Source organism: Xanthomonas sp. WHRI 8932A (assembly GCF_035012785.1).
Taxonomy (GTDB): domain Bacteria; phylum Pseudomonadota; class Gammaproteobacteria; order Xanthomonadales; family Xanthomonadaceae; genus Xanthomonas.
Map to the genome: position 1 here is coordinate 385569 of NZ_JAYGQQ010000003.1, position 24708 is coordinate 410276.

A 24708-nucleotide genomic window follows, 5' to 3' on the forward strand; every position below is an offset into this window, starting at 1 on the left:
CGAATTCAGGCTGCGTGGGCGAGTGTGGGCGTGTCGGGCGTTGCGATGGGTGAGTGTGGCAGCGGCGCGCTGAGCGGTGCAGTGCCGAACCAATGCAGTGTCGGCGCGAGCGCGGTCACTTCGCCCAGGATCAGCAGAGCGGGCGCCTGCACCTTGAACTGCCGTGCGCTGCTGGCCAGGGTGGCGAGCGTGCCGGTGATCACCCGCTGCTGCGGGCGCGAGCCGTTTTCCACCAGGGCGAATGGCGTGGTGGGCGCGCGGCCGGCCTGCAGCAGGCGCTGCTGGATACCATCAAGGCCCGCCACGCCCATGTAGAAGGCCAGCGTCTGGCGCTCCTGGCCCAGCGCGTGCCAGTCCAGCGTGTCCAGCGAATCCTTGCAGTGCGCGGTGATCAGGCGCAGCGATTGCGCGTGATCGCGATGGGTGAGCGGGATGCCGGCATAAGCGGCGCAGGCGACCGCGGCGGTGATGCCGGGGACAACCTGAAAGCCGATGCCGTGCGCGCGCAGGAATTCCAGTTCTTCGCCGCCACGGCCGAACACGAACGGGTCGCCGCCCTTCAGTCGCACCACCCGGCGCCCGGCGCGGGCGTGTTCCAGCATCAGCGCATGGATCTGTTCCTGGCGAGTGCTATGGCCTTGCGCGGCCTTGCCGACTTCCACACGCACTGCGTCGCGGCGGGCCAGTTGCAGGATCTGCGGGCTGACCAGACGGTCGTACAGCACCACCTCGGCCTGCCGGAGTGCGCGCACCGCATGGCGCGTGAGCAGGCCGGGATCGCCGGGGCCGGCACCGACCAGGGTCACGCTGCCGGGGGAGAGCGGTGCGACACCTACCTGCGGCGCGGGGGAGGGCGCCGTAGCAGTTGCGGATGCGGCCGGCGCTGCGCTATGGGTCAACAACCGCTGGCTGCTCGCTGCGGCGCGCAGTGCATCATTGTGTTCCGGCTGCTCGCTGGCGGCGATGGTGAGCCAGATGGGGGTATCCGGCAGCGCCAGCCAGGCGGGGTCGAAGTAGCCGGGCAGCCATCGAAGCCGGCCGGCCCGCGCCCACTGCTGCAACTGTGGGGTCAGTTGCGGGGCGCCAACCAGCGGCAGCGCGCCGGCCTGCAGCAGGTTGGCGGTGGCGCGTTCGGCATCGGCGCCGCCACCGACCACCAGGACGGCACGGCCACGCAGGTCGGCAAGGAGCGGGAACGCAGAAGTCACGGACCGGGGCATCGAAAGGGAGGGCCAGACCGTAACGCCGGCTTATAGCCGTCGGAAATGACTTCATGCGCCCTAAAAATAGCGTTCGGTTATAAGCTGGGCCGCAGAACTCCTCTACAGTCCAAGTCCTTGTGGCGCCTCGCGCTTTTTTGGACATAAGCCCATGACGCTGACCCAACTTCGCTACCTGGTGGCCATCGCCGATGCCGAGCTGAACATCACGCTGGCGGCGGCGCGTGTGCACGCGACCCAGCCCGGCCTGTCCAAGCAGCTCAAGCAGCTGGAAGACGAGCTGGGCTTTTTGTTGTTCGTGCGGAAGGGACGCAGCCTGGACGCGGTGACGCCGGCCGGGGTGGAAGTGATCGAGCGGGCACGCGCGGTGCTGTCGGAAGCCAACAACATCCGCACCTACGCCGCCAACCAGCGCCGCGAAAGCCAGGGCCAGCTGACCCTGACCACCACCCACACCCAGGCGCGCTTCGTGTTGCCGCCGGCGGTGGCGCAGATCAAGCACGCCTACCCGCAGGTGAGCGTGCATCTGCAGCAGGCCGCCGAAAGTGCGGCGCTGGATCTGCTCAGCCAGGGCGATGCGGATATCGCCGTGGTCAGCACCGCCGGCGGCGAGCCCAATGCAGGCATTGCGGTGCCGCTGTACCGCTGGCGGCGGCTGGTGGTGGTGCCGCGCGGGCATGCGCTGGACACGCGGGTGGCGCCGGACATGCAGGCGCTGTCCGAGCACCCGCTGATCAGCTACGAATCGTCCACCCGGCCGGGCTCGTCGCTGCAGCGCGCGTTCGCGCAGGTCGGGCTGGAGCCGAGCATCGCGTTGACCGCGCTGGATGCGGACCTGATCAAGACCTATGTGCGCGCTGGGCTCGGTGTGGGGTTGGTGGCCGAGATGGCGGTCAACGCTCAGGACGAAGACCTGCGTTCCTGGCCGGCGCCGGCACCGATCGCCGAGTGCATCGCCTGGGCGGTGCTGCCGCGCGACCGGGTGCTGCGCGACTACGCGCTGGATCTGGTGCATGTGCTGGCGCCGCAGATCGACAAGCGCGACCTGCGCCGCGTACTGGACGGCAACCAGGCGCCGAACTGGCCGCTGCCGCCGACCTGGGAATCGCTGACCCAGACCATCACCAGTTGAGCGCTACGCGATGACCGAGCCAGTACGCCCGTCGCTCAGCAGACTCTGGTCGCCCGAACCCGATGGCGGCATGTCGTTGCAACTGTCGGCAAACATCGACGGACGCGAGCACGCCGTGCTGACGGTGCTGGCCGACCCGCAGGACGAATCGCTGTGGGTGGCGCTGCAGGCCGGTGCAACGCCGGTGCAGATTCCGCTGGCCGTGTTGCGTCAGCTACTGGAAGTGGCGGCCGAAGACGTGCATTCGGCGGCGTGGTTTGCGCAGCAGGGGGATGAGGCTGGGATTGGAGATTAGGAAGTTGGAATTCCTAACAGCGTTTTCTGCCACGTCGTCGTCGTGCGCTGGGTGTGTTGCGTGCTGTTGTTGTCGGGTCCGCTAACGCGCATTGCATGTTGCACTGCAGCGTAGAGTAGCCCGTAAATCCTCTTTGCAATCAATGCCATGCGAGCGCTGGCCGACGCGCCGTGCGTGTCGCTGTCAGTGATTCTCCCTACACGTGTCAGGGCCGTCTTAGCCGCGTTGTCGGCACCCATCAAGTTGGGCGCGGCGCTGTCGTAAACCCTTATAGCAACCATGACGCGACACTTCGGACGTCTAGGGGTGGACGGCGCAGGACCGGCGATGCAGGTATCGCTTCACCGGTGTGATCAGTGGTGTCGTCGAAAGGTTGCTAGCGCTGTCGCATCACTGTTGCGCGAGGCTGCGCACACAGCGCGGCTGGCGCACCCGGGTCCCTGGGGAGAGGCCTGGCGTGTTTGGCGGCGGATCCGGGTCGGGAGCTCGGGTCCGCCTTTTTTTTGCCGATTTTTTGCCGAAACAATCGCAGTACGCGCCGGCGGCCGAGCTGGGTTGGCCGCTTTTGGCGAGCGCCGGATACTCGAATCAACGCCTGTGAAGCGACGTGCGCCAGGTCTGCTGCACAGCTGCGCGGTCGCACATCGCCACGCAGTTGCGCGCGACTGCGTCAGGCCAACGGAATGCGAACCGAAAAACAGGTCCCGCCTTCCGAACGTGGCCGTACCTTCACCTCGCACCCTAGCGTCTCGGCGGTGCGGTGCACGATCCATAGCCCGATGCCCAGACCGTCGCTGCGTGGGTCGGCCTGGCGAAACGCCTGGAAGACCTGCTCGGGCTGCTCAAGATTCAGGCCGATGCCGCTGTCGATGATTTCCACCACCGCATAGCCGGGCCGGCGGCGGGTGCCGACCAGCACGCGTCCACGCTCGGTGTATTTGATCGCGTTGCCGACCAGATTGCCGATCAGGGTGGTCAACAACGTCGGATGGCTGCGCACGCGCAGCGAGGTCGGTACGTGGCGCAGCGACAGGCACTTGTCGATGGCCGGCTGGCGCCAGACGCCGAGCACCGAATGCAGCACGTCTTCCAGCTGCAGCGGCTGCAGATCCGGCATGGCGGACTTGCTTGCGGCGGCCAGCGTGGCCAGTTCGTCCAGGCTGCGACCGACCAGACTGATCGCGTCGCGCGCGGTCACCAAGGTCGGGATGGAATCGACGTTGGCATGCCGGCGCATCTTGTCGATGGCGTAGGCGGCGGTGCGCAGCGGGGTCTTCAGATCGTGCCCGGCAATGGCCATCAACCGGCTGCGATAGCGGTCGGATTCTTCCGCGATCAGCAGCGCACGGCGCAATTCCAGCTGCGCCATGGTCTGGCGCGCGAGCGCGCGCAGCGCCTCGACCTGTTCGTCGGTGAGCTTGCGCGGCTGCCGGTCGAGGACGCAGACGGTGCCTAACGGCAGGCCGTCCGGCGTCTTCAACAGCGCACCGGCATAGAAGTACAGCGGCGCTTCGCCGGTCACCAGCGGGTTGCGCGAAAAACGGATGTCTTCGCGCGTATCGGGCACCACCAGCACGTCGCTGTCGAGCAGCGCATGCGCGCACATCGACTTGAACAGCGGCGTCTCGCGCTCGCCCATGCCGAGTTCGCTCTTGAACCACTGGCGGTCGGCGTCCACCAGGCTGATCAGGGCGATCGGGGTCTGGCAGATGATCGACGCAAGCCGGGTGATGTCTTCGAAGGCCGCCTCGCGCGGCGTATCGAGGATGCCGTAGCTGCGCAGGGCCTGGAGGCGCAGCGCCTCGCTGGGCGGCTTGGGCGCGCAGGGAAGTGGCTCAGCCGCTGGATCGGACAGGACAGTACTCATGCGCGGGCAGGATGAATGGGATGAAGTCCAAGCATAGGGCATGGCGACGCCTCGCATGCGCGCGGTCTTATACGCACCGGTAGAACTGTGACTGCCGGCCTGGACAATGGGGCGGCAGTGATATTCAGGTGATGGGCTGCGCTTCATCGACTCGGCCGTGGCGACGGCTGATGGGGCGCGGGTCGACAGGCGTCAGCGTGCGATGCCAGTCCGCCCGGACGCCTGCGCGGGTTTGGGTGCGACATCCGGTCGCGCACCGGCCGCTCCCATCGCTCCTGCCGACATGGCGGCTTACACTGCGGCGATGCCCGCGCTTCATCGCCATCGTCTGTTGCACCTGCTCGCCTGCCTGGCAGTGGCGCTGATGCTGTTGGCGCCGTTGATCAGCCGCTGGAGCCAGGCGCGCATGCTCGAGCCGATGTGCATGAGCGGCCCGGCGCTTGGCACCAGCGCTGCAGTGCATGCGAGCCACGCGCCTGCGCAAGCGCACAGCGCAGTGCCTCGGGATCACGGCATGCCCGGCGCCCCGCAACGCGCCGGCGACCATGACGCTGCGCTGCATGGCGAAGCCTGCGACTACTGCATGTTGGCCGCGCGCCTGCTGCCCTGGCTGGCACTGCTGGTGCTGTGTCTGCTGCAGCGACGCCCGGTGCCGATGTCGCTGCCCGCCGCGGTGCGGGCATGGTCTGCCTTGCGCTGGACCGCCCTCGGAGCGCGTGGGCCACCGTTGTACGCCTGAGCCTTGCCCCGTTGCGGGCGTCCGTTCTGTTGCAGCCTGTCTGCGCCTGATGCGTTGGCGTGCCTGCGCACAATCGATGGACGACGCATTCTTTGAATGAAGCCGGCGCTCGCCCTGTGAGGTGGGGCACGGCGGCATTGCCGTGGTGTCGCGGCAAAGGGTTGGTCATGCGGTTACGGTTGTTGAAAACGATGTGGTACGCGCCGTCGTTGGCGCTGGTGTGTGGCCACCCCTGGCAGGTGCAGGCGCAAGATGCGGCATTGACGCTGGGCAAGGTACAGGTGAGCGAGCACGTGCAGCGCACGCCAAGTACCGCGCGCGTGCTGAGTTCGGTGGACGTGATCGGCGGTGCGCTGCTGCACGATCAGCACGTGGATTACAGCTGGGAACTGCTGATGCGCGCGCCCGGCGTGCAGGTGACCCAATTCCGCATGGGCACCGATGCGGGGCGGTTTTCGTTCCGTGGCTTCAACGGCGAGGGGCGGATCAACGCGGTCAAGCTGCTGATCGACGGCATCCCCAGCAACGACAACGCCGGTGGCATGCCCTATCTGGATGCGGTGTTTCCGCAGGACATCAGTGCGATCGAAATCGTGCGCGGCACCAACGATGCGCGGTATGGCTTGAACGCCATCGCCGGCAGCGTGGATGTGCTGACCCGCACCGGTGGCAACGATGGCCGGCTCAGCGTGACCGCGGGCAGTTTCGGTGCGCGCGAAGTGCAGCTGGGCAAGGGCTTCGAGCGCGGCCCGTGGAGCCAGAACTATGTGCTGGCCTGGCGCGATTCCGATGGCTATCGCGCGCACGCCGATGCGCGCAAACGCAGCGTCGCCGGCAAGTGGTTCTACACCGACCCGGATGGCGCCTTCCGTGCCGGGCTGACCACGCGTTACTACGACAATCACGCGCTGGAGGCGGGGTATCTGGACGCGGCCAGCGCGCGTGCGGCGCCGCGCAGTTCGCCGGCCTATGCGCAGGACGATCGCAGCGAGCGCCGTGTGCGTCAGACCGCATTGCATGCCGATGGCACGCTGGGCACGGATGCGCAGTGGAGCGCCAAGGCCTACCAGAACGACTACCGCAATCAACGCTGGGTCCGTTTTTCCGCCGCCGGCCTGCAGCAGGAGCGCGATACCGATGAAACCCATCGCGGCGTGCTGCTGCGCGGCAACTGGCAGCCCGACTGGGGCGTGTGGAATGCGGCGCTGGAAGCCGGTGCGGATGCGCAGTGGCAGGACAACCGGTCGCAGCGCTACCGCACCGTCGCACGCGTGCGCGGCGCGCAACTGCGCGACTGGAACTACGATCTGCACACCCAAGGTGCCTATGTGCAGGCGGTGCTGAGCCCGGTCGACCGTTTGCAACTGGTGCCGGGGTATCGCATCGATCGTGTCGATGGCACCTTGCACGACCTGCTGGCCGGTGTCTGGGCGCCGACCTACGACTACGGCACCATCAAGCAACCCAAGTTCAGTGCCAGCTACCGTGTGGGCGAACAGAGCAGCGTGTACGCCAACTGGGGACGCACCTTCCAGATCGGCAGCGGCGATGGTGCCTACCGTCGCCAGCCGGGCAATCTCGGGCCATCGATCAACGATGGCTGGGAAGCCGGTTTCAAATTCGCCCCGTCGGCACTGTTGGATGGGCGGGTGGCGTATTGGGAACAACGTGCGTCTGGCGAAGTGGCCACCATTCTCGGTGTTAATGGCATGGCCGGCATCGGCGATGTGGCCAATGTCGGCCGCACGCTGCGGCGTGGGTGGGATGCGCAATTGAACCTGCAGCCTGCCGAGCATTGGCGTGCGTGGATGTCGTATTCGCGGCAGAAGGCCAGCATCGCCACGCCCGATCCCAGTGCGCCGGCCACGCGCGGCAAGGAGATCGAGAACGTGCCGCACTGGTTGGCCACCGCCGGGCTGGAGTGGCAGGTGAGTGCAGCCGTGCAGCTCAGCGCCTGGGGCAATGCGCAGGGCGATTATTACCTGGAGCGCAGCAATACCCTGGGTCGCACCGGCGGCTATGCCTTGCTCAATCTTGGTGCGCGCTGGAACTTGGATGCGCGTCATGCGCTCAGCGTGCAATTGCGCAATGTCACCGATCGCGCCTATGTGTACGCGTGGTACGACAGCGGTAGTTCCGGCTATTCGCCAGGCGATGGCCGCGCACTGTCGGTGTCCTGGGATTGGAGTTTCTGATGCGGACACGCACAAGCACTACCAGCGTCGACGTACCGCAGCGGGATGGCCGCTGGCGGTTCTATCGGGCCGTGTGGCGCTGGCATTTCTATGCCGGGCTGCTGGTGCTGCCTTTCATCATCTGGCTGGCGCTCACCGGCGCGGCGTTTCTGTATCAGGACGCTATCGATCGCACGGTGCACCATGGGTTGAAGGTGGTGCCGGTGGGTGCGGCGCGCGCGTCTGCACAGCAACTGGTGGAGGTGGCGCAGCGCGAGGAGGGTGGGACGTTGTTCCGCTACACCACGCCCAAGCGTGCCGATGCCAGTGCCGAGATCGGCCTGGTGGACGCGCATGGCACCCGCACGGTGGTGTATGTGGACCCGTATCGCGTGCGTGTGCTGGGTCGCTTGCCCGAGCACGGCACGCTGGCCTGGACGATTCGCCGGCTGCACAGCCTGGAGTTGATCGGCCCGTTTGCACAGGGGCTGATCGAAATGGCGGCGGGGTGGGCGATCGTGCTGGTGCTCACGGGTGTGTACCTGTGGTGGCCGCGCGGGCGGCGTGGTGGTGTGCTCAACGTCCGTGGCACGCCGACGCAGCGGCTGTTCTGGCGCGACCTGCACGCGGTGACCGGTGCCGGTGTGGGTGCGATCCTGTTGTTTCTGGCGCTGAGCGGCATGCCGTGGTCGTGGCTGTGGGGCGCACAGGTCAATCGCTGGGCCAACGGGCACGACTTTGGGTATCCGGCCGGGCTGCGTGTGCAGCAGCCGATGTCGGAGCAGCGCCTGACCGACAGTGGCGAGCCTGCGTGGTCGCTGCGGCAGGCACGGTTGCCGGAATCTGCTGCGCCTGTGCCTGGTGCGCTGGATGAGCGATTGCATGACGGCCAAGCGGGTGGGCTGCACGCGGCTGCGATGCGTGCGGCCCACCCGCACCCCAACTCCCGGCCCGAGCTAGCGGCGTGGGCGCTCCAAGGCACGCGCGCCAGTGGCGCGCAAACAGTGCCTTCTCGCCCCGAGGAGAGAGGGGCTAACTTCGACCATGCTCATGCACAGCATTCGGAACATTCGGAGCACTTGCAGCATTCGGATCACTCAGAACATTCAGCTCACTCAGAGCATTCGGAACACTCACAGCATTCGGCGCACTCAGAACATTCAAGCCAGTCAGAATATTCAGTCCATGCAGCGCACGGTGGCGCCGGCAGTGTCGCTGCGCCGGGGATGGGCGCGATTGGTCTGGATGCGGCGATGGCGCGGTTCGATGCGCTCGGCATTGCGTCGGGCTATAGCGTGTCGCCGCCGCGTGGTGTGCGCGGTGTCTATACCGCGACGGTGTATCCGGCCGATCTGCAGCAGCAGCGGGTGATCCATCTGGATCAGTACAGCGGTGAGGTGCTGCTGGACATGGGCTACCGCGATTACGGGCCGGTGGCTAAGACGCTGGAATGGGGCATCAATGTGCACCTGGGGCAGCAATACGGCACCGCCAATCAGCTGATCCTGCTGCTGGCGTGCGCGTTGATCGTGCTGTTGTGCGTCAGTGCCGTGGCGATGTGGTGGAAGCGGCGGCCGGTGGGCGGCTTGGGCGTGCCGCCATTGCCTGCCGACCCACGCACCCTGCGCGGGCTGCTGGCGCTGCTAGTGCTGTGCGGATTGCTCTTTCCGCTGGTCGGGCTGTCGTTGTTGCTGATGTGGTTGTTCGATCGTTACTGGATGCAACGCGTGCAAGCGAGTGCTGTGGCGTGATGCGATGGCTGCGCGTGTCGCTATCGCTACACGTGTCGCGATTGCATCTCTCAGCCGCTGCAGCTGTAGCTACAGCTACAGCTCGCGTCGATGTCGTCTGTGTTCGCGGCGCTGGGACCAGCGCGGCCGCGCTCTTCGGCAGAGAGCACGCCTTTCTCGATCCTGAGATCCTGCTGCAACGGCGGCGCGATGCCTCGCACGTGTTACGGCCACCACAGCCCACCAGAAAGATCTCCAGGCGTTGCGCTGTCTGCCACGCTCACAGCACGCAGAAACCAAACATCTCACATCGCGACGCTCTACAAAGCGCGCGATGCGTAGCCCAACTCAGATGTCCTCGTGAATCCCGCACTCGCGCTTGAGGCCGAAAAAGCGGGTGTCTTCTTCGCGCATGCCCGGTTCCCAGCGGCGGGTGGTGTGGAAGTCGCCGATCGAGACGTAGCCCTGCTCCCACAGCGGGTGATACGGCAGATCGTGCGCCTGCAGGTATTGCCAGACATCGCGGTCGGTCCAGTCGGCGATCGGGCTGATCTTGTAGCGGTCGCCACGCTTCTGCACGATTGGCGTCTGTGCGCGTCCGCCGGATTGGCTGCGGCGCAGGCCGGTGAACCAGGTGCCGACGTCGAGCTCGTCCAGTGCGCGGCGCATCGGCTCGACCTTGCGCAGGTTGTTGTACTGGTCGATGCCGACCATGCCCTGTTCCCACAACCGGCCATGGCGCGCCTCCATCCAGGCGCGGCTGACCAGCGGGCGATACACCTTGAGATTGAGTTTGAGCCGATCGGTCAACGCGTCGGCAAAGCGATAGGTTTCCGGAAATAGATACCCGGTGTCGATCAGGATCACCGGAATGTCCGGGCGCTGCCGGGTGAGCAGATGCAGCGTCACCGCCGATTGCGCGCCGAAGCTGGACGACAGCGCGACGTCCTGCGGGCCATGCTCTAGCGCCCACGCCACGCGTTCGTCGGCACGCAGGGTTTCCAGGTGTGCGTTGAGCGCGTCCAGATCGTCCAACGCGGAAGAGGTGATCGATGCGACAGGCAGCGCGGTCATGCGAGCAATTCCAGGTCGAGGTGACGGTGCGTGGGGTAGGGCGGCAGGGCGATCAGGCCACTGCGGTGCAGGAAATCGCCAAAGCCTTCATCCGCTGCCTGGTCGCGTTCTGCGGCGTAACGGGCCAGTAGCGGCTCCAGCGCGGCGAGGATCTCTGCTTCAGTGATGTTTTCGCGATACAAGGTGTTGAGCCGCTGGCCGCGACGGTCGCCGCCCAGCATCAGGTTGTAGCGACCAGGCGCCTTGCCCACCAGTGCGATCTCCGCCAGATATGGACGCGAACATCCATTGGGGCAACCGGACAGGCGCAGCACGATGGGCGTGTCGGCCAAGCCGTGCTGCTGCAACAACGGCTGCAGCGCAGCGCTGAAATCGGGCAGATAGCGCTCGGCCTCGGCCATCGCCAGGCCGCAGGTCGGCAATGCCACGCAGGCCATCGCGCCGCGTGCCAAGGCGGTGCCGGCATGGTTGCCCGCATCCAGCGCGTACTGCGCAGCCAGCGCATCGATCTGCGCGCGCTGCTGTGCAGGGACGCCGGCGATCACCAGGTTCTGATTGGGCGTCATCCGGAACTCGCCCACGTTCAACTGCGCAATCGCGCGCAGCCCGCTCAGATGCGCGGCGGTGTCGGTGTCGGCAATGCGGCCGGCCGGTAGCGACAGGGTCAGATGCCACAGGCCGTCTTCGCCTGCGACCCAGCCATAGCGGTCGCCGTTGTGGTCGAACGCAAACTGCCGCGCAGGCTGCAACGAAAAACCGGCACGGCGTTGGATCTCGGCCACGATGGTGTCCAGGCCATGATCGTCGATGGTGTACTTGAAGCGCGCGCGCTTACGCACTGCGCGATTGCCGAAGTCGCGCTGCGTGGTGACTACAGCGGTTGCGAGTTCCAGCAATTGATCGCGGGTGATAAACCCAATGACGTTGGCCACGCGCGGCCAGGTTTCCGCATCGCCGTGGCTGGCGCCCATGCCGCCGCCGATGCTGACGTTGTAGCCGAGCAACTCGCCGTCGCGCAGGATGGCGATGAAGCCCAGATCATTGGCGAACACGTCCACGTCGTTGAGCGGCGGTGCGGCGAAACCGATCTTGAACTTGCGCGGCAGATACCGGTCGCCGTAGATCGGCTCGTCTTCGTTGCCGGAGCCGGATACGCGTTCTTCGTCCAGCCAGATTTCGTAGTACGCACGCGTGTTGGGTAGCAGATGCTCGGACACGCGCGCGGCATCGGCGTACAACGTGGCATGCGCCTGCGACAACAATGGGTTCGCCGCCACCTGCACATTGCGATTGACGTCGCCGCACGCCGCCAGCGTATCGACCAAGGTGGCGTTGATCGCCTGCATGGTCGCCTTGAGTTCGCGCTTGATCACGCCATGGAACTGGAACGCCTGACGCGTGGTGATGCGCAGCGAATGATTGGCGTACCGCGTGGCGATGCCATCCAGCGCCAGCCATTGGCTGGGCGAAATCACCCCGCCCGGCGTGCGCGTGCGGATCATGAACTGATATGCAGGCTCGAGCTTCTGTCGACGCCGCTCATCGCGAATATCGCGATCGTCCTGCTGGTAGCTGCCGTGGTACTTGATCAGCGTCTGATCGTCCTCGCGCAGCGCCCCGGTGACCGGATCGGCCAGGCTCTGCTCCAGCGACCCGCGCAGACGGCGGCTTTCGGATTTGATGTCTTCGACGGAATGAGTCATGGGAATCGGGAGTCGGAAATGGGGAATCGTAAAAAGCTGCTTGGTCTGCCAGGAAAGGTCAGTAGCGAGCTGTACCGATTCCCGATTCCCCACTCCCGATTCCCTGCACTAATAAACATCGCGCGCATACCGTCCCTCCACCTGCAGCTGAGTGAGATATGCGGCGGCGTCTTCGGCGCTGCGGGCGCCGTGGGTGGTGACGATGTCCAGCAATGCGGCGTGCACATCCTTTCCCATGCCGATGGCGCCACAGACATAGAGATGCGCGCCGCCCTGCAGCCAGGCATAGACCTCGGCGCCGCGTTCGCGCAGGCGGTGTTGCACGTAGATTTTTTCGGGATGGTCGCGCGAGAACGCCAGGTCCAGCGCGTGCAACTCGCCGCGTTGCAAGGCCTGCTGCCACTCAGCCTGATACAGGAAATCGGTATTGAAATGCTGGGCGCCGAAGAACAGCCAGTTACGACCTTTGGCGCCGGTTTCGGCGCGTTCCTGCACGAAACCGCGGAACGGCGCCACGCCGGTGCCCGGGCCGATCATCAGGATGTCGCGGTCCGCGTCGGCCGGCACGCGGAAGCGGGTGTTGGGTTCGATGTAGACCGGGGCGGTATCGCCTTCGGCAAGCGCGGCGAGAAAGCTGCTGGCCGAGCCCAGGTGCGCATGCCCGTGCGCCTGGTAGTTGAGTTCATCCACCGCCAGATGCACTTCGTCGCCCACGCGCTTGCGGCTGGAGGCGATGGAATACAGCCGCGGGGTGAGCGGGCGCAGCGTGTCCAGCAGGCTGGCGTGGTCCCAATCCGCCGGCCAGCGTCGCAGCACGTCGATCACTTGATGATCGGAGAGCAACGACGCCAGGCCGGCAGTCTGGGTGGGGGTGAGCAGCGCCTGCAGGTCGTCTGCGCGTGCGCGCTCGGCATGGGCGGTGAGGAATGGCCGCGACAGCTTGGTCAGTTCGCGCCGGGTGGTCAGCCACTCGTTCAAGGCCAGAGTCTCTTCGCCGACGGTGACCGCGGCATGACCATCCAGCTGCAAGGTCTGCAGTACCGCATCCACCAGCGCGGGCGGATTGCGATGACGGATGCCCAGGGCATCGCCGGGTTCGTAACTCAGGCCGCTGCCTTCCAGCGAAAATTCCAGATGCCGCACGCGCTTGCCGGGCTGCGCATAGACGCGAAAGCCCGGGCCCTTGAAGTCGCGTCCGCTGATGATCTGGTTGGCCAGCAACTCGGCAGCAAACGGATGCTGGTGCGACCACACCGGCGCCACCGGGTTGCTGCGTAGCGGCGTGACCGTGGCCGAGTGGGGAGCGCTCTTGAGCTGCTCGCGCGCATGCTTGAGCGCCTGCGCGCGCCACGGGTCGGCGATGCTGTCGATGTCCAGGTCGGCTTCGCCACGCGGCTGCACACGGCTGGCGCCGAGCTCGGCCAGACGGTCGTCGATGCGCCGCGCAATGCCGCAGAATTCCGCATAACTGGAATCGCCCAGGCCCAGCACCGCGTACTTGAGCTCGGGCAGCTTGGGCGCGCGGCGGCCGGCCAGGAATTCGACCAGGCCGATCGCATCGTCCGGCGGGTCGCCTTCGCCCTGGGTGCTGATCACCACGTACAACAGGCGTTCGCTGGCGAGTTCGCGGGTGGGGTAGGCATCGGCGCGCAGCAACCGCACGCTCAGCCCGGCGGCCTCGGCATCGGCGGCCAGCTGCTCGGCCTGGCGGCGCGCGTTGCCGGTCTGGCTGCCGTACACCACGGTCAAGCGCTGGCTGTCCTGCGCGGCCGCCTGCGGTTGTCCGCCCGGCAGCACCGCCAGCGAGCGCGGCGGATGACCCTGCGCCAGCCCGGCGGTGTAGCCGGACAGCCACCACAGTGAGGCGGTATCCAGGCCGTCGACCAACCGTTCCAGCAGCGCCTTGCGCTCGTCGGGCAAGGGGCTGGGCGGTAGCGCGGAACTGGCGGCGGTCATTCGGATCCAGGGGCGGGGATTGGATGAACGATGTTAGGGAAGCGTTCGCTGGTCTAGAAAGGATCACCGGTTATCGCGTTATGCCGGCCGATTATTTCAAGCAGACATCTGCCCGCCACACACTGCGCTGCCTTGGCCTACCATCGGCTGGTCTTGCCTGCCGCCGCTCCCGACATCCTGATGACCCTGCCACCGCTGTCCCATCTCGACCGGCTCGAAGCCGAAAGCATCCACATCCTGCGCGAGGTCGCCGCCGAGTTCCGGGCACCGGTGATGCTGTATTCGGTCGGCAAGGACAGCTCGGTGCTGCTGCATCTGCTGCTCAAGGCGTTTGCGCCGTCGCCCCCGCCGATCCCGCTGCTGCACGTGGACACGCGCTGGAAATTCCGCGAGATGATCGCCTTCCGCGACCGCCGCGCGGCCGAAACCGGGGTGGATCTACGCGTGCACATCAATCCCGATGGCATCGCGCAGGACATCGGCCCGATCAGCCACGGCGCCGCGGTGCACACCGACATCATGAAGACCCAGGGCCTGAAGCAGGCGCTGGAGCACGGCGCGTTCGATGCGGCAATCGGCGGGGCACGGCGCGACGAAGAAAAATCGCGCGCCAAGGAGCGGGTGTTTTCGTTCCGCAATGCACGCCATCGCTGGGACCCGAAAAACCAGCGTCCGGAACTGTGGAACCTCTACAACGCCCGTACCAAACCCGGCGAGAGCGTGCGCGTGTTTCCGTTGTCCAACTGGACCGAGCTGGATATCTGGCTGTACATCTACCGCGAAAAGATCCCGGTGGTGCCGCTGTATTTCGCCGCAGCGCGCCCGGTGGTGGAGCGCGACGGTGCGTTGATCATGGTCGATGACGAACGCTTGCCGCTGCAGCCTGGAGAAACCCCGCAGCTGCGCTCGGTGCGCTTCCGCACGCTGGGTTGCTATCCGCTGACCGGCGCGATCGACTCCACCGCCGACACCCTGGAAGCGGTGATCGCCGAAATGCTGGTCAGCACCAGCTCCGAGCGTCAGGGCCGCATGATCGATCACGCACCCGGCGCGTCGATGGAACAGAAAAAGCTTGAGGGGTATTTCTGATGGGTAGTGAATGGGGAATCGGGAATGGGGGATCGCAACAGCGGTTCGCTGCGTCTACATCGATCGAGGAGGCGGCTTGTACCATTCCCGATTCCCCACTCCCGATTCCCGGCACCATCGACACTTACCTGCAGCAGCACGAATCCAAACCGCTGCTGCGCTTCATCACCTGCGGTAGCGTGGACGATGGCAAGAGCACCTTGATTGGACGGTTGCTGTACGACAGCAAGCGCTTGTTCGACGATCAGCTGGCGGCGCTGGAAAGCGATAGCCGGCGGCATGGCACGCAGGGCGAGGGTATCGATTACGCGTTGTTGATGGATGGGCTGGCAGCCGAGCGCGAGCAGGGCATCACCATCGATGTGGCGTATCGCTATTTCGATACCGACCAACGCAAATTCATCGTCGCCGACTGCCCAGGCCACGAGCAGTACACGCGCAATATGGCCACCGGTGCGTCCAGCGCCGATGTGGCAGTGGTGCTGGTGGATGCGCGCAAGGGCTTGCTCGTGCAGACGCGCCGCCACAGCTACATCGTGTCGTTGCTGGGCATCCGCCACGTGGTGCTGGCGGTCAACAAGATGGATCTGGTGGACTACGACGCCGACGTCTTCAGCGCCATCGCCGAGAGCTATCGCGCGCTGGCGGCGCAGCTGGGCATTGCCGATGTGCAGTGCATCCCGTTGTCGGCGCTGGCTGGCGAAAACCTTTCCAGCGCCTCCACCCGCATGCCGTGGTACAGCGGTCCGCATCTGCTGCAGCATCTGGACAGTGTGCAACTGGAGCCGCCCGACGCCGATAGCGGCCTGCGCCTGCCGGTGCAGTGGGTTAACCGCCCCAACTCACAGTTCCGCGGCTATGCCGGCACCATCGCGGCGGGGCAGGTGCGCGTGGGCGATGCCGTGGTGGTGGTGCCATCGGGGCGACGTTCGCAGGTGGCTGCGGTGCTGGATGCTAACGGCGATGTGGCCAGCGCACGCGCAGGGCAGGCGGTGACGCTGACGCTACGCGATGAGATCGATATCAGCCGTGGCGACATCATCGCCGCCATCGACGACCCGCCGGAAGTGGCCGACCAGTTCGCCGCGCATCTGCTGTGGATGGACGATGCCGCGCTGCTGCCTGGCCGCCCGTACTGGCTCAAGATCGGCACCCGCACGGTCACCGTGAGCGTCAGCGAGATCAAGCACAAGGTCGATGTGAATACGCAAGAGCGCCTGGCGGCCAAGCGGCTGGAGCTCAACGAAGTGGGCTACTGCAATCTCGCCTTGGACGAACCCATCGCCTTCGCGCCGTACGCCCGCAACCGCGTGCTCGGCGGGTTCATCCTGATCGACCGGCAAAGCAATGCCACCGTGGCCGCGGGCACGCTGGAGTTTGCGTTGCGCCGCGCCGGCAACGTGCATTGGCAGCATCTGGACGTGGACCGCGGTGCTCGTGCGCGTATCAAGGGCCAGGCGCCGCGCGTGCTGTGGTTCACCGGCCTGTCGGGGGCGGGCAAATCCACCGTCGCCAACCTGGTCGACAAGCGCCTGCATGCCTTGGGATATCACACCTTCATCCTGGATGGCGACAACGTGCGCCATGGGCTCAACCGCGATCTGGGCTTTACCGACGAAGACCGCGTGGAAAATATCCGCCGCGTGGCGGAAGTGGCGCGTCTGATGGCCGATGCCGGCCTGATCGTGCTGGTCAGTTTTATTTCGCCGTTCCGCGCCGAGCGGCAACTGGCGCGCGAGCGTTTCGATACGGGCGAGTTTGTCGAAGTGTTCGTGGACGTTCCGCTGGCGGTGGCAGAGGCGCGCGACGTGAAGGGGTTGTACCGCAAGGCGCGGGCCGGGCAGATTCCTAATTTCACCGGGATCGACTCGCCATACGAGGCGCCCGAGACGCCGGAGATCCATCTTCACGCCGATGGTGAGAATGTAGAGGCGCTGGCGCGCCACGTGCTCGAGTTTCTGGGGCTGGAACGCTGAGCGCAGGCATCAGGACGTGGCACCCAGTCTCCCGCGTAGTGCGCGTGGCGGCAGACCCCATCGTGGAGTGACCGCGCGGGTTTGCGCCATCGGGCCTGCCCGGGCGCTGGTATGCAGCGTCGAGGGCCGCGCCGACCAGCGCATCATGACGACGACGGCAAGGGTCTTTGGTCATGGTGCAAAGCGCGCCCTTTCTGTCAACGCTTGGCGGTGAGGTCGGTAAACTTTCGCGGTACCCCGCCAGGATGTTCTGATGCTTGTTCTGCCCAGCGCGCGCAATTGCGCCGCGCTCTTGTTGGCCGTGTGGCTGTCCGGTTGTGCCCGTCAGGCCAGCGCGCCGGCCGCTGCCAAGCCCATCCCGGTGGTCGTGCAGCCGGTTGCGGTGCAGCCCTGGAACTCCACCGTGCAATCGATCGCCACCGTACGTGCGCGCGAATCGGTCGCGCTCACCGCAGCGGTCAGCGATGTGGTCGAGCAGGTCAATTTCGACAGCGGCGATGAGGTCAAGGCCGGGCAGTTGCTGCTGCGGCTGCGCGGCAATTCGCAGCAGGCCGCGTTGACCGCCGCGCAAGCCACCTTCGAGGAAACCGACCAGCTCTATCGTCGCCAGTTGAGCCTGGTTGGGCAGCAATTGGTCGCCAAGTCCACGGTCGACACCCAGCGCGCGCTGCGCGATGCAGCGCAGGCGCGGGTGCAGCAGATGCGCGCGGAAATCACCGATCGCGAAGTGCGCGCGCCGTTTTCCGGCGTATTGGGCATCCGCCAGATCAGCCCCGGGTCGCTGATCACCTCGAGCACCGTGATCGCCACGCTGGACGATGTGGCGCGCATGTACGTGGATTTTCAGGTGCCGGAATCTCAGTTCGGTCTGGTGCAGCTCGGCAATACCGTCAATGGCACCGCGGCGGCGTATCCAGGTGCGCGCTTCGACGGCATCGTTGCCGCGATCGACTCGCGCATCGACGAGACCACCCGCTCGGTGACCGTGCGTGCGGACTTCCCCAACGACGATCGCCGCCTGCGCCCGGGCATGCTGCTGGATGTGCGGCTACTGCAGCCGGCGCGGCAGGCGGTGGTGATCCCGGAGATTGCGGTGGTGCAGGTGGGGCGCGAGTCGTACGTGTTTCGGGTCAAACCCGACAGCAGCGTGGAGCGTGCCGACGTGCGGCTGGGCGAACGGCGCGATGGCAAGGTGGAGATTCTGGAAGGCGTCAAGGCTGGTGAGCGCATCGTGGTGGACGGCACCGGCAAGCTGCGTCCGGGCCTGAAGGTGGTCGACCAGGCCGCGCCCGCGTCGACGCGTCCGCAGGCAGCGGCACAATGAAACTCTCCGACCTGTCCATTACCCGCCCGGTGATGGCGGTGGTGATGAGCCTGTTGCTGATCGTGTTGGGGGTGATGTCGTTCACCCGCCTCACGCTGCGAGAACTGCCGGCGATCGACCCGCCCATCGTCTCGGTGGATGTGGAATACACCGGCGCCTCGGCAGCGGTGGTGGAAAGCCGCATCACCCAGGTGCTGGAAGACGCGCTGGCCGGTATCGAGGGCATTGCCACCATCGAAGCGCGCAGTCGCAATGGCTCGTCCGACATCAGTATCGAGTTCGTGCAATCGCGCAATGTGGAAGCGGCAGCCAACGACGTGCGCGATGCGGTGAGCCGCGTTTCCGACCGCATGCCCGACCAGGCGCGCCCGCCGGAAATCTCCAAGGTCGAAGCCGACGCCGACCCCATCCTGTGGCTCAACATGAGCTCCAGCACGATGGACACGCTGCAGCTGTCCGACTACGCCGAGCGCTATGTCGTTGACCGCTTCTCCAGCCTGGATGGCGTGGCGCAGGTGCGCATCGGCGGACGCCAGCGCTATGCGATGCGCATCTGGCTGGACCGCGACCAACTGGCCGCACGCGCACTCACCGTGGCCGATGTCGAAACGGCGCTGCAGAACGAAAACGTGGAGCTGCCGGCCGGCAGCATCGAATCGGCGCAGCGCGATTTCACCTTGCGTGTGGAGCGCAGCTACCTCAAGCCGGAAGACTTCGCCAAGTTGCCGTTGAGCAAGGGCGAGGGCGGCTATGTGGTGCGCTTGGGCGACGTGGCCAAGGTGGAGTTGACCTCGGCCGAACGGCGCGCCTATTTCCAGAGCAATGGCGTGCCCAACGTGGGCCTGGGCATCGTGCGCAATTCCACCGCCAACGCGCTGGATGTGGCGCGCGAAGCACGCGCGCAGGCCGAAGAAGTGCAGAAGTCGCTGCCGCAGGGCACCAACATCTTTGTCGCCTTCGACACCACCACCTTCATCGATGCGGCGGTGGAACGCGTCTATCACACGCTGGTCGAAGCGGTGGTGCTGGTGCTGGTGGTGATCTGGGTGTTTTTGGGCAGCGCACGTGCAGCGCTGATTCCGGCGGTCACCGTGCCGGTGTGTCTGATCGCGGCGTTCATTGCGCTGTACGCGTTCGATTTTTCGATCAACCTGCTCACCTTGCTGGCGCTGGTGCTGTGTATCGGCCTGGTGGTGGACGATGCCATCGTGGTGGTGGAAAACATCCAGCGCCGTATCGATCTGGGCGAGCCGCCTTTGGTGGCCGCCAGGCGCGGTACCGGCCAGGTGGCATTCGCGGTGATCGCGACCACCGCCGTATTGGTGGCGGTGTTCCTGCCGGTGGGATTTCTGGAAGGCAATACCGGGCGCTTGTTCCGCGAGTTGGCGGTGGCGTTGGCTGCGGCGGTGGCGATCTCGGCTTTCGTGGCGCTGACGCTGACGCCGATGATGTCGTCCAAGCTGCTGCGATCGCACAGCGTGGCCAAACCCAATCGGTTCCATCATTGGTTCAACGGGCGCATGCAGGCGGTGTCCGGCGCGTACGGGCGCTCGCTGGAGCGGCATGTGCACCGCACCTGGATCTTCGCGCTGCTCATGCTGCTGGCCTTGGGCGCGAGCGCCTGGTTGATGAGCCGCATTCCATCCGAGCTGGCGCCGGCGGAAGATCGCGGCAATTTCCAGATCATGATCGACGGGCCCGAAGGCGCCGGCTTCGATTACACCGTGGGGCAGATGCATCAGGTCGAAGACATCCTGCGCCCGTACGTCGGCCCGGACAAACCCATCGTGCGTGCCAACCCGCGCGTGCCCGGCGGCTTTGGCAGCAGCGAAGAAATGCACACCGGCCGCGTCAGCGTGTTCTTGCAGGACTGGGAAAAACGCACACGCCCCACCACCGAGGTGGCCGATGAGCTGCAGCAAAAGCTCAGCGTGCTCAGTGGTGTGCGCGCACGCACACAGGTCAGTGGCGGCCTGGTGCGCAGCCGCGGCCAACCCTTCCAACTGGTGCTCGGTGGCCCGGACTATGCCGAGATCGCGCAGTGGCGCGACCGCATCCTGCAGCGCATGGAAGCCAATCCCGGCCTGGTCGGCCCGGACTCGGATTACAAGGAAACCCGCCCGCAGATGCGCGTCAACATCGATCGCCTGCGCGCAGCCGATTTGGGCGTGCCGGTGACCGCCATCGGTGGCGCGCTGGAGGCGATGATGGGCTCGCGCCGCGTCACCACTTTCGTCGACAACGGCGAGGAATACGACGTGATGTTGCAGGCCGGGCGCGAAGGTCGCATGTCGCCGGAAGATCTCACCGCCATCCGCGTGCGCTCTACCCGTGGCGAGCTGATTCCGCTGTCCAACCTGGTGAGCTTGAGCGAAGTGGCCGAAGCCGGCACCTTGAACCGCTTCAATCGCCTGCGCGCGATCACCATCACCGCCGGTCTGGCGCCGGGCTACCCGTTGGGCGATGCCATCGCCTGGGCGCAGCAGGCCGCGCAGGAAGAACTGCCGGAATATGCGCAGCTGGACTGGAAGGGCGAATCGCGCGAATACCAGCAATCCGGCAGCGCGGTGTTGCTGACTTTCGGCATGGCCCTGCTGGTGGTGTATCTGGTGCTGGCTGCGCAGTTCGAAAGTTTCGCGCATCCGCTGGTGATCATGCTCACCGTGCCGCTGGCGGTGCTGGGTGCATTGGTCGGTTTGTGGCTCACCGGCGGCACGCTCAACCTGTTCAGTCAGATCGGCATCGTGATGCTGGTGGGCCTGGCGGCGAAGAACGGCATTTTGATCGTGGAGTTCGCCAATCAGTTGCGCGACGAAGGCCGCAGCGTGCATCAGGCCATCGTCGAATCGGCCTCGGTGCGGTTGCGTCCAATCCTGATGACTTCGATCGCCACTGTGGTTGGCGCGATTCCGCTGGTGGTGGCCGGCGGGCCCGGCTCGGCCAGCCGCGCCACTATCGGCGTGGTAGTGATCTTCGGTGTGTCGCTGTCCACGCTGCTGTCGCTGTACGTGGTGCCGGCGTTCTACAGCCTGATCGCCCCGTACACCAAGTCGCCGGAAGCGGTCGCACGCGAGCTGGAAACCCTGGAGGCAACCACGCCATCGGTGGGCGGGCACGCGTAAGCGCGGCCGTCAAAACGACTACGCTCGCCGCCTGGCGGGCGTGGTCGGTGCCCGGCGCGGCATGTGTGACTAATGCACTCTGGGTTTGAGCGTGCCGTCCACGCCTACCTGACGACTGCGCGCCAGGCGTTTTAGCCGCTCTAAGCGCTGCTCGACACGCGTGCGCGGTCGCAGCATTGCGCCTGCGCGAGTGATCGGCATCCCGCAGTTCCGCTGGTTGGCGATGTTGGCTGCAGGACCCGGATGCTGGGCGCCGCTACGTTGTGCGCGTGTGCGGATGGCTGCACGCGGCACATGCGTGCCAGTCACCCTGTGGCGCAACTGTGCGTGATGTGCCACTGCCTTGATCGCAGCCGCCAGCGTCGGCATCGACAGCCTTCGCTGCGTCGGTGCAGTGACTAAGGTCACATGACAGTCATCCCCGGCTGTGGTCGACTTCGGCGGTTACCCTGACCGGAATTGCCCATGCGTCGTCTTGCCTGCCTGCTTGCTCCTTCCCTCCTTGCGCTGTGCTGCGGTAACGCACTTGCGCAGACGTCCGGCGAGCCGGTACCCAATGGACGGTTGCCGACCTGGGCGGTGCCCGAGCGCTACAGCCTGGCGATCAAGGTCGACCCCGAGCAGGCGCAGTTCAGTGGCCGCACCACCATCCGCGTGCAGCTCAAGCAGGCATCCGACCATCTGTGGCTGCACGGCAAGGAGCTGAAGGTCAGCAAGGCCACGGTCAAGCCGGCCAAGGGCAAGGCGCTCACCGCGCGCTATGTGGATGCCGATGCGCAGACCGGTGTGGTTCGCCTGGAGTTCGGGCGCACGCTCAAGCCGCAGACGCTCACCGTGGATATCACCTACAGCGCGCCGCTCAACCAGCAGCTGCAGGGCCTGTATCAGGTGAAGTACCAGGGCAAAGCGTATGCGATGACGCAGATGGAGCCGATCAGTGCGCGCTACGCGTTCCCGGGCTTCGATGAGCCGGCGTTCAAGACCCCGTTCGACCTCAGCCTGACCGTGCCCAGCGACGATCAGGCACTGGCCAACACCATCGCCACCTCCACCAAGCCGGCGGGCAAGGGCTGGAAGACGGTGACCTTTGCGCCGACCGTGCCGTTGCCGACCTACCTGGTCGCCTACGCCGCCGGCCCGTGGGATGTGGTGGACGTGCCGCCAATGCCGGCCACTCCGCAGCGCCCCAACGCCACGCCGCTGCGCGGCATCGCCGCCCAGGGTCAGGGCCCGCGTATCACTCCGGCGCTGGACCAGACCCCGGCGATCATCGCCGCGCTGGAGGACTACTACGCCTTCGGTTATCCGTTCGACAAACTCGATCTGGTCGCCGCACCGGATTTCAGCGCCGGCGCGATGGAAAACCCCGGGTTTGTCACCTTCCGCGACTGGTTGCTGTTGCTGGACAAGGATTCGCCGGCCGAGAACGTGCAGCGCTCCTTCAACACCAACGCGCACGAGTTGGCGCATCAGTGGACCGGCGACACCGTGACCATGGAATGGTGGGACGACCTGTGGCTCAACGAAGCCTTCGCCACCTGGATGCAGCAGAAAATCACCATGCAGCTGCACCCGGAATATCACGCCAACCTGGATCGCATCGGCGGCGCGCAATACGCGATGAATAACGACAGCCTGGTCAGCGCACGCAAGATCCGCCAGCCGATCACCGGTAACGGCGATATCGAAACCGCTTTCGATGGCATCACCTATCAGAAGGGTGCGGCGGTGCTGGCGATGTTCGAAGCCTTCGTTGGCGAGGACGTGTTCCGCGAAGGCATGCGCGCCTACATCGCCAAGCATCAGTTCGGCAGCGCCACCGCCGACGATCTGGTCGATGCGATCGCCGAAGCCGCCGGCAAGGGCGAAGACTTCAAGGCGGCATTCCGCAGTTTCTTGAATCAGCCGGGTGTGCCGTACCTGCAGACCCAGGTGGCGCGCGAAGGCGGCAAGACCGTGGTCAAGCTGCAGCAGCAGCGGTATTTGCCGCTGGGTTCGACCGGCTCCACCGCGCAGCAGTGGGGCGTGCCGGTATGCGTGAAGTACGGCAAGGGCAAGAACCAGGTCGGTACCGCCTGCCAGCTGCTGGAAGACGCCAGCGGCAGCATCGTGCTGGACGGCGCCGGCAAGAACACCTGGGTGTTCCCGAACGCGCATGGCGCCGGCTATTACCGTTTCAGCCTGCCGAAGAAGCAGCTGGCCGCACTCGGCAAGCAGGTTGCTCAACTCGACGATAACGAGCAGTTGGCCTACGCCGATGCCATCGATGCGGCCTACCGCCACGGCGATGCCGACAGCGATGCGGTGTTGATGGCGCTCAAGCAACTGGCACCGTCCGCATCGGCCGATGTTTCGACCGCGCTGGTGGATCGCTTCGGGTGGATCTGGCGCTACCAGGCCAGCACCGAGGCGCAGCGCGGCGCGCTGCGCAAGGCCGCCGAACAGGCGTATCTGCCGCGCCTGCGCCAGCTGGGTTACGTGCGGCGTAGCGGCGAATCGGTCGACGACACCGCGCTGCGGTCGTCGCTGGTCGGGCTGTTTGGGTTACGTCTGCAGAACGCGGAAGTGCGCAAGGCGTTGCTTGCCCAGGGCGATGCGGTGCTGGCCGGTGGCAACGGGGCGCTGGACTTTTCTGCGGCCAACCCGGATCTGCTCGGCACCGTGCTGGCGGTCACCGCGCAGGAACACGGCGCCCCCGCGGTGCAGACCCTGATCGCGGCATTGCGCACGCACGCCGACCCCGCACAGCGCAACGCCATGATCGCTGCACTGGGCGCGGTGCAGGACCCGGCGTTGCTCAAGCAGGTGCGCGATTTTGCGTTGACCGATGCCATCAAGGTCGGCGAGATGAAGAGCATGCTGACGCGTGGGAACAGCTACGAGGGTCCGCATGCGTCAATGTGGCCGTGGTTCACCGCCAACTTCGACCGCATCGTGCAGCGCAGCGGGTCGTTCGACGGCGGCGGTCTGCCGGCGCTCGGCGCATCCGGTGGCTGCAGCGTGGAAGAGGCCGACCGCCTGGATGCCTTCTTCCAGCCGCGCCTGGCCAAACTCAGCGGCGCCGATCGCGGCCTGGCGCAGACCGGCGAAACCATCCGCTTGTGCGCCGCGCTCAAGCAGGCGCAGACCGCCAAGCGCTGAGCGCCAGAAGCGGCCAACAACGCGACTGCGCGGCCGCCAGGCGGCTGCGGTCGCTGCTCGGAACCGGCATGTGCCCTGCGCACACGCCGGTTCTGAACCCACCGTCCACCGCTATCCGATGACCGCTCGCGACGTGCATCCGGTCTCGGCCAAGCTCGCGAACACC

Annotated in this window: 15 protein-coding genes; 10 read left to right on the plus strand and 5 right to left on the minus strand. The window is 66.0% G+C overall.

Annotated elements, in window-relative coordinates; translation table 11 throughout:
* Positions 1–5: 5 nt before the first annotated feature.
* Positions 6–1208 (minus strand): uroporphyrinogen-III C-methyltransferase, encoded by a 1203-nt coding sequence (gene cobA, locus VC212_RS06780; RefSeq protein ID WP_115554462.1) that lies wholly within the window; start codon positions 1206–1208, stop codon positions 6–8.
* 163 nt (positions 1209–1371) lie between these two features.
* On the opposite strand from cobA, the gene VC212_RS06785 reads away from it, so the two are divergent.
* Positions 1372–2352 (plus strand): LysR family transcriptional regulator, encoded by a 981-nt coding sequence (locus VC212_RS06785; protein ID WP_323514615.1) that lies wholly within the window; start codon positions 1372–1374, stop codon positions 2350–2352.
* 10 nt (positions 2353–2362) lie between these two features.
* Positions 2363–2647 carry a hypothetical protein gene (locus tag VC212_RS06790; RefSeq protein ID WP_323514614.1) on the plus strand — a complete coding sequence of 95 codons (285 nt, stop codon included), beginning with the start codon at positions 2363–2365 and terminating at the stop codon, positions 2645–2647.
* A gap of 670 nt (positions 2648–3317) precedes the next feature.
* Here the strand turns inward: VC212_RS06790 and VC212_RS06795 are convergent.
* A complete protein-coding gene (locus VC212_RS06795; protein WP_161963934.1) occupies positions 3318–4514 on the minus strand; it encodes a GAF domain-containing sensor histidine kinase in 1197 nt (398 codons plus the stop codon).
* A 304-nt stretch (positions 4515–4818) separates the two neighbouring features.
* Between VC212_RS06795 and VC212_RS06800 the strand changes: the two genes are divergently transcribed.
* The 3 genes from VC212_RS06800 to VC212_RS06810 all read left to right on the plus strand — a co-directional run bounded on the left by VC212_RS06800 (position 4819) and on the right by VC212_RS06810 (position 9178).
* Positions 4819–5253 (plus strand): DUF2946 family protein, encoded by a 435-nt coding sequence (locus tag VC212_RS06800; protein ID WP_323514814.1) that lies wholly within the window; start codon positions 4819–4821, stop codon positions 5251–5253.
* A gap of 191 nt (positions 5254–5444) precedes the next feature.
* Positions 5445–7448, plus strand: a complete 2004-nt coding sequence (locus VC212_RS06805) for a TonB-dependent receptor (protein WP_323514813.1) — start codon at positions 5445–5447, stop codon at positions 7446–7448.
* Positions 7448–9178 (plus strand): PepSY domain-containing protein, encoded by a 1731-nt coding sequence (locus tag VC212_RS06810; protein ID WP_115554459.1) that lies wholly within the window; start codon positions 7448–7450, stop codon positions 9176–9178. The genes VC212_RS06805 and VC212_RS06810 overlap by 1 nt, the downstream gene beginning before the upstream one ends.
* Positions 9179–9505: 327 nt before the next feature.
* On the opposite strand, the gene VC212_RS06815 is transcribed toward VC212_RS06810, so the two are convergent.
* The 3 genes from VC212_RS06815 to VC212_RS06825 all read right to left on the minus strand — a co-directional run bounded on the left by VC212_RS06815 (position 9506) and on the right by VC212_RS06825 (position 13890).
* Complete coding sequence (locus VC212_RS06815) at positions 9506–10231, minus strand: phosphoadenylyl-sulfate reductase (protein ID WP_055848769.1); 726 nt, start codon at positions 10229–10231, stop codon at positions 9506–9508.
* The gene (gene cysI / locus VC212_RS06820) at positions 10228–11934 is read right to left on the minus strand and encodes an assimilatory sulfite reductase (NADPH) hemoprotein subunit (protein WP_323514613.1); all 1707 of its coding nucleotides are present in this window, start codon (positions 11932–11934) and stop codon (positions 10228–10230) included. Before cysI ends, VC212_RS06815 begins: the two co-directional genes overlap by 4 nt.
* A 108-nt stretch (positions 11935–12042) precedes the next feature.
* A complete protein-coding gene (locus tag VC212_RS06825) occupies positions 12043–13890 on the minus strand; it encodes an assimilatory sulfite reductase (NADPH) flavoprotein subunit (RefSeq protein WP_323514612.1) in 1848 nt (615 codons plus the stop codon).
* Positions 13891–14070: 180 nt separating this feature from the next.
* On the opposite strand from VC212_RS06825, the gene cysD reads away from it, so the two are divergent.
* The 5 genes from cysD to VC212_RS06850 all read left to right on the plus strand — a co-directional run bounded on the left by cysD (position 14071) and on the right by VC212_RS06850 (position 24542).
* The gene (cysD, locus tag VC212_RS06830) at positions 14071–14979 is read left to right on the plus strand and encodes a sulfate adenylyltransferase subunit CysD (protein WP_115562743.1); all 909 of its coding nucleotides are present in this window, start codon (positions 14071–14073) and stop codon (positions 14977–14979) included.
* 62 nt (positions 14980–15041) lie between these two features.
* Complete coding sequence (gene cysN / locus VC212_RS06835; protein WP_323514812.1) at positions 15042–16955, plus strand: sulfate adenylyltransferase subunit CysN; 1914 nt, start codon at positions 15042–15044, stop codon at positions 16953–16955.
* Positions 16956–17208: 253 nt separating this feature from the next.
* Complete coding sequence (locus VC212_RS06840; protein ID WP_055848782.1) at positions 17209–18279, plus strand: efflux RND transporter periplasmic adaptor subunit; 1071 nt, start codon at positions 17209–17211, stop codon at positions 18277–18279.
* A complete protein-coding gene (locus VC212_RS06845) occupies positions 18276–21401 on the plus strand; it encodes an efflux RND transporter permease subunit (RefSeq protein ID WP_323514611.1) in 3126 nt (1041 codons plus the stop codon). The genes VC212_RS06840 and VC212_RS06845 overlap by 4 nt, the downstream gene beginning before the upstream one ends.
* Before the next feature lie 465 nt (positions 21402–21866).
* Positions 21867–24542: a M1 family metallopeptidase gene (locus VC212_RS06850; protein WP_323514610.1), complete on the plus strand. Its 2676-nt coding sequence runs from the start codon at positions 21867–21869 to the stop codon at positions 24540–24542.
* The last annotated feature ends 166 nt before the right edge of the window (positions 24543–24708 follow it).

Coding starts and splice junctions, on each gene's coding strand:
- VC212_RS06840 (WP_055848782.1), top strand. CDS start 17,209: ATGCTTGTTCTGCCCAGCGCGCGCAATTGCGCCGCGCTCTTGTTGGCC.
- VC212_RS06785 (WP_323514615.1), top strand. CDS start 1,372: ATGACGCTGACCCAACTTCGCTACCTGGTGGCCATCGCCGATGCCGAG.
- VC212_RS06810 (WP_115554459.1), top strand. CDS start 7,448: ATGCGGACACGCACAAGCACTACCAGCGTCGACGTACCGCAGCGGGAT.
- VC212_RS06790 (WP_323514614.1), top strand. CDS start 2,363: ATGACCGAGCCAGTACGCCCGTCGCTCAGCAGACTCTGGTCGCCCGAA.
- VC212_RS06795 (WP_161963934.1), bottom strand. CDS start 4,514: ATGAGTACTGTCCTGTCCGATCCAGCGGCTGAGCCACTTCCCTGCGCG.
- VC212_RS06815 (WP_055848769.1), bottom strand. CDS start 10,231: ATGACCGCGCTGCCTGTCGCATCGATCACCTCTTCCGCGTTGGACGAT.
- VC212_RS06805 (WP_323514813.1), top strand. CDS start 5,445: ATGTGGTACGCGCCGTCGTTGGCGCTGGTGTGTGGCCACCCCTGGCAG.
- VC212_RS06825 (WP_323514612.1), bottom strand. CDS start 13,890: ATGACCGCCGCCAGTTCCGCGCTACCGCCCAGCCCCTTGCCCGACGAG.
- VC212_RS06845 (WP_323514611.1), top strand. CDS start 18,276: ATGAAACTCTCCGACCTGTCCATTACCCGCCCGGTGATGGCGGTGGTG.
- cysD (WP_115562743.1), top strand. CDS start 14,071: ATGACCCTGCCACCGCTGTCCCATCTCGACCGGCTCGAAGCCGAAAGC.
- cysI (WP_323514613.1), bottom strand. CDS start 11,934: ATGACTCATTCCGTCGAAGACATCAAATCCGAAAGCCGCCGTCTGCGC.
- VC212_RS06850 (WP_323514610.1), top strand. CDS start 21,867: ATGCGTCGTCTTGCCTGCCTGCTTGCTCCTTCCCTCCTTGCGCTGTGC.
- VC212_RS06800 (WP_323514814.1), top strand. CDS start 4,819: ATGCCCGCGCTTCATCGCCATCGTCTGTTGCACCTGCTCGCCTGCCTG.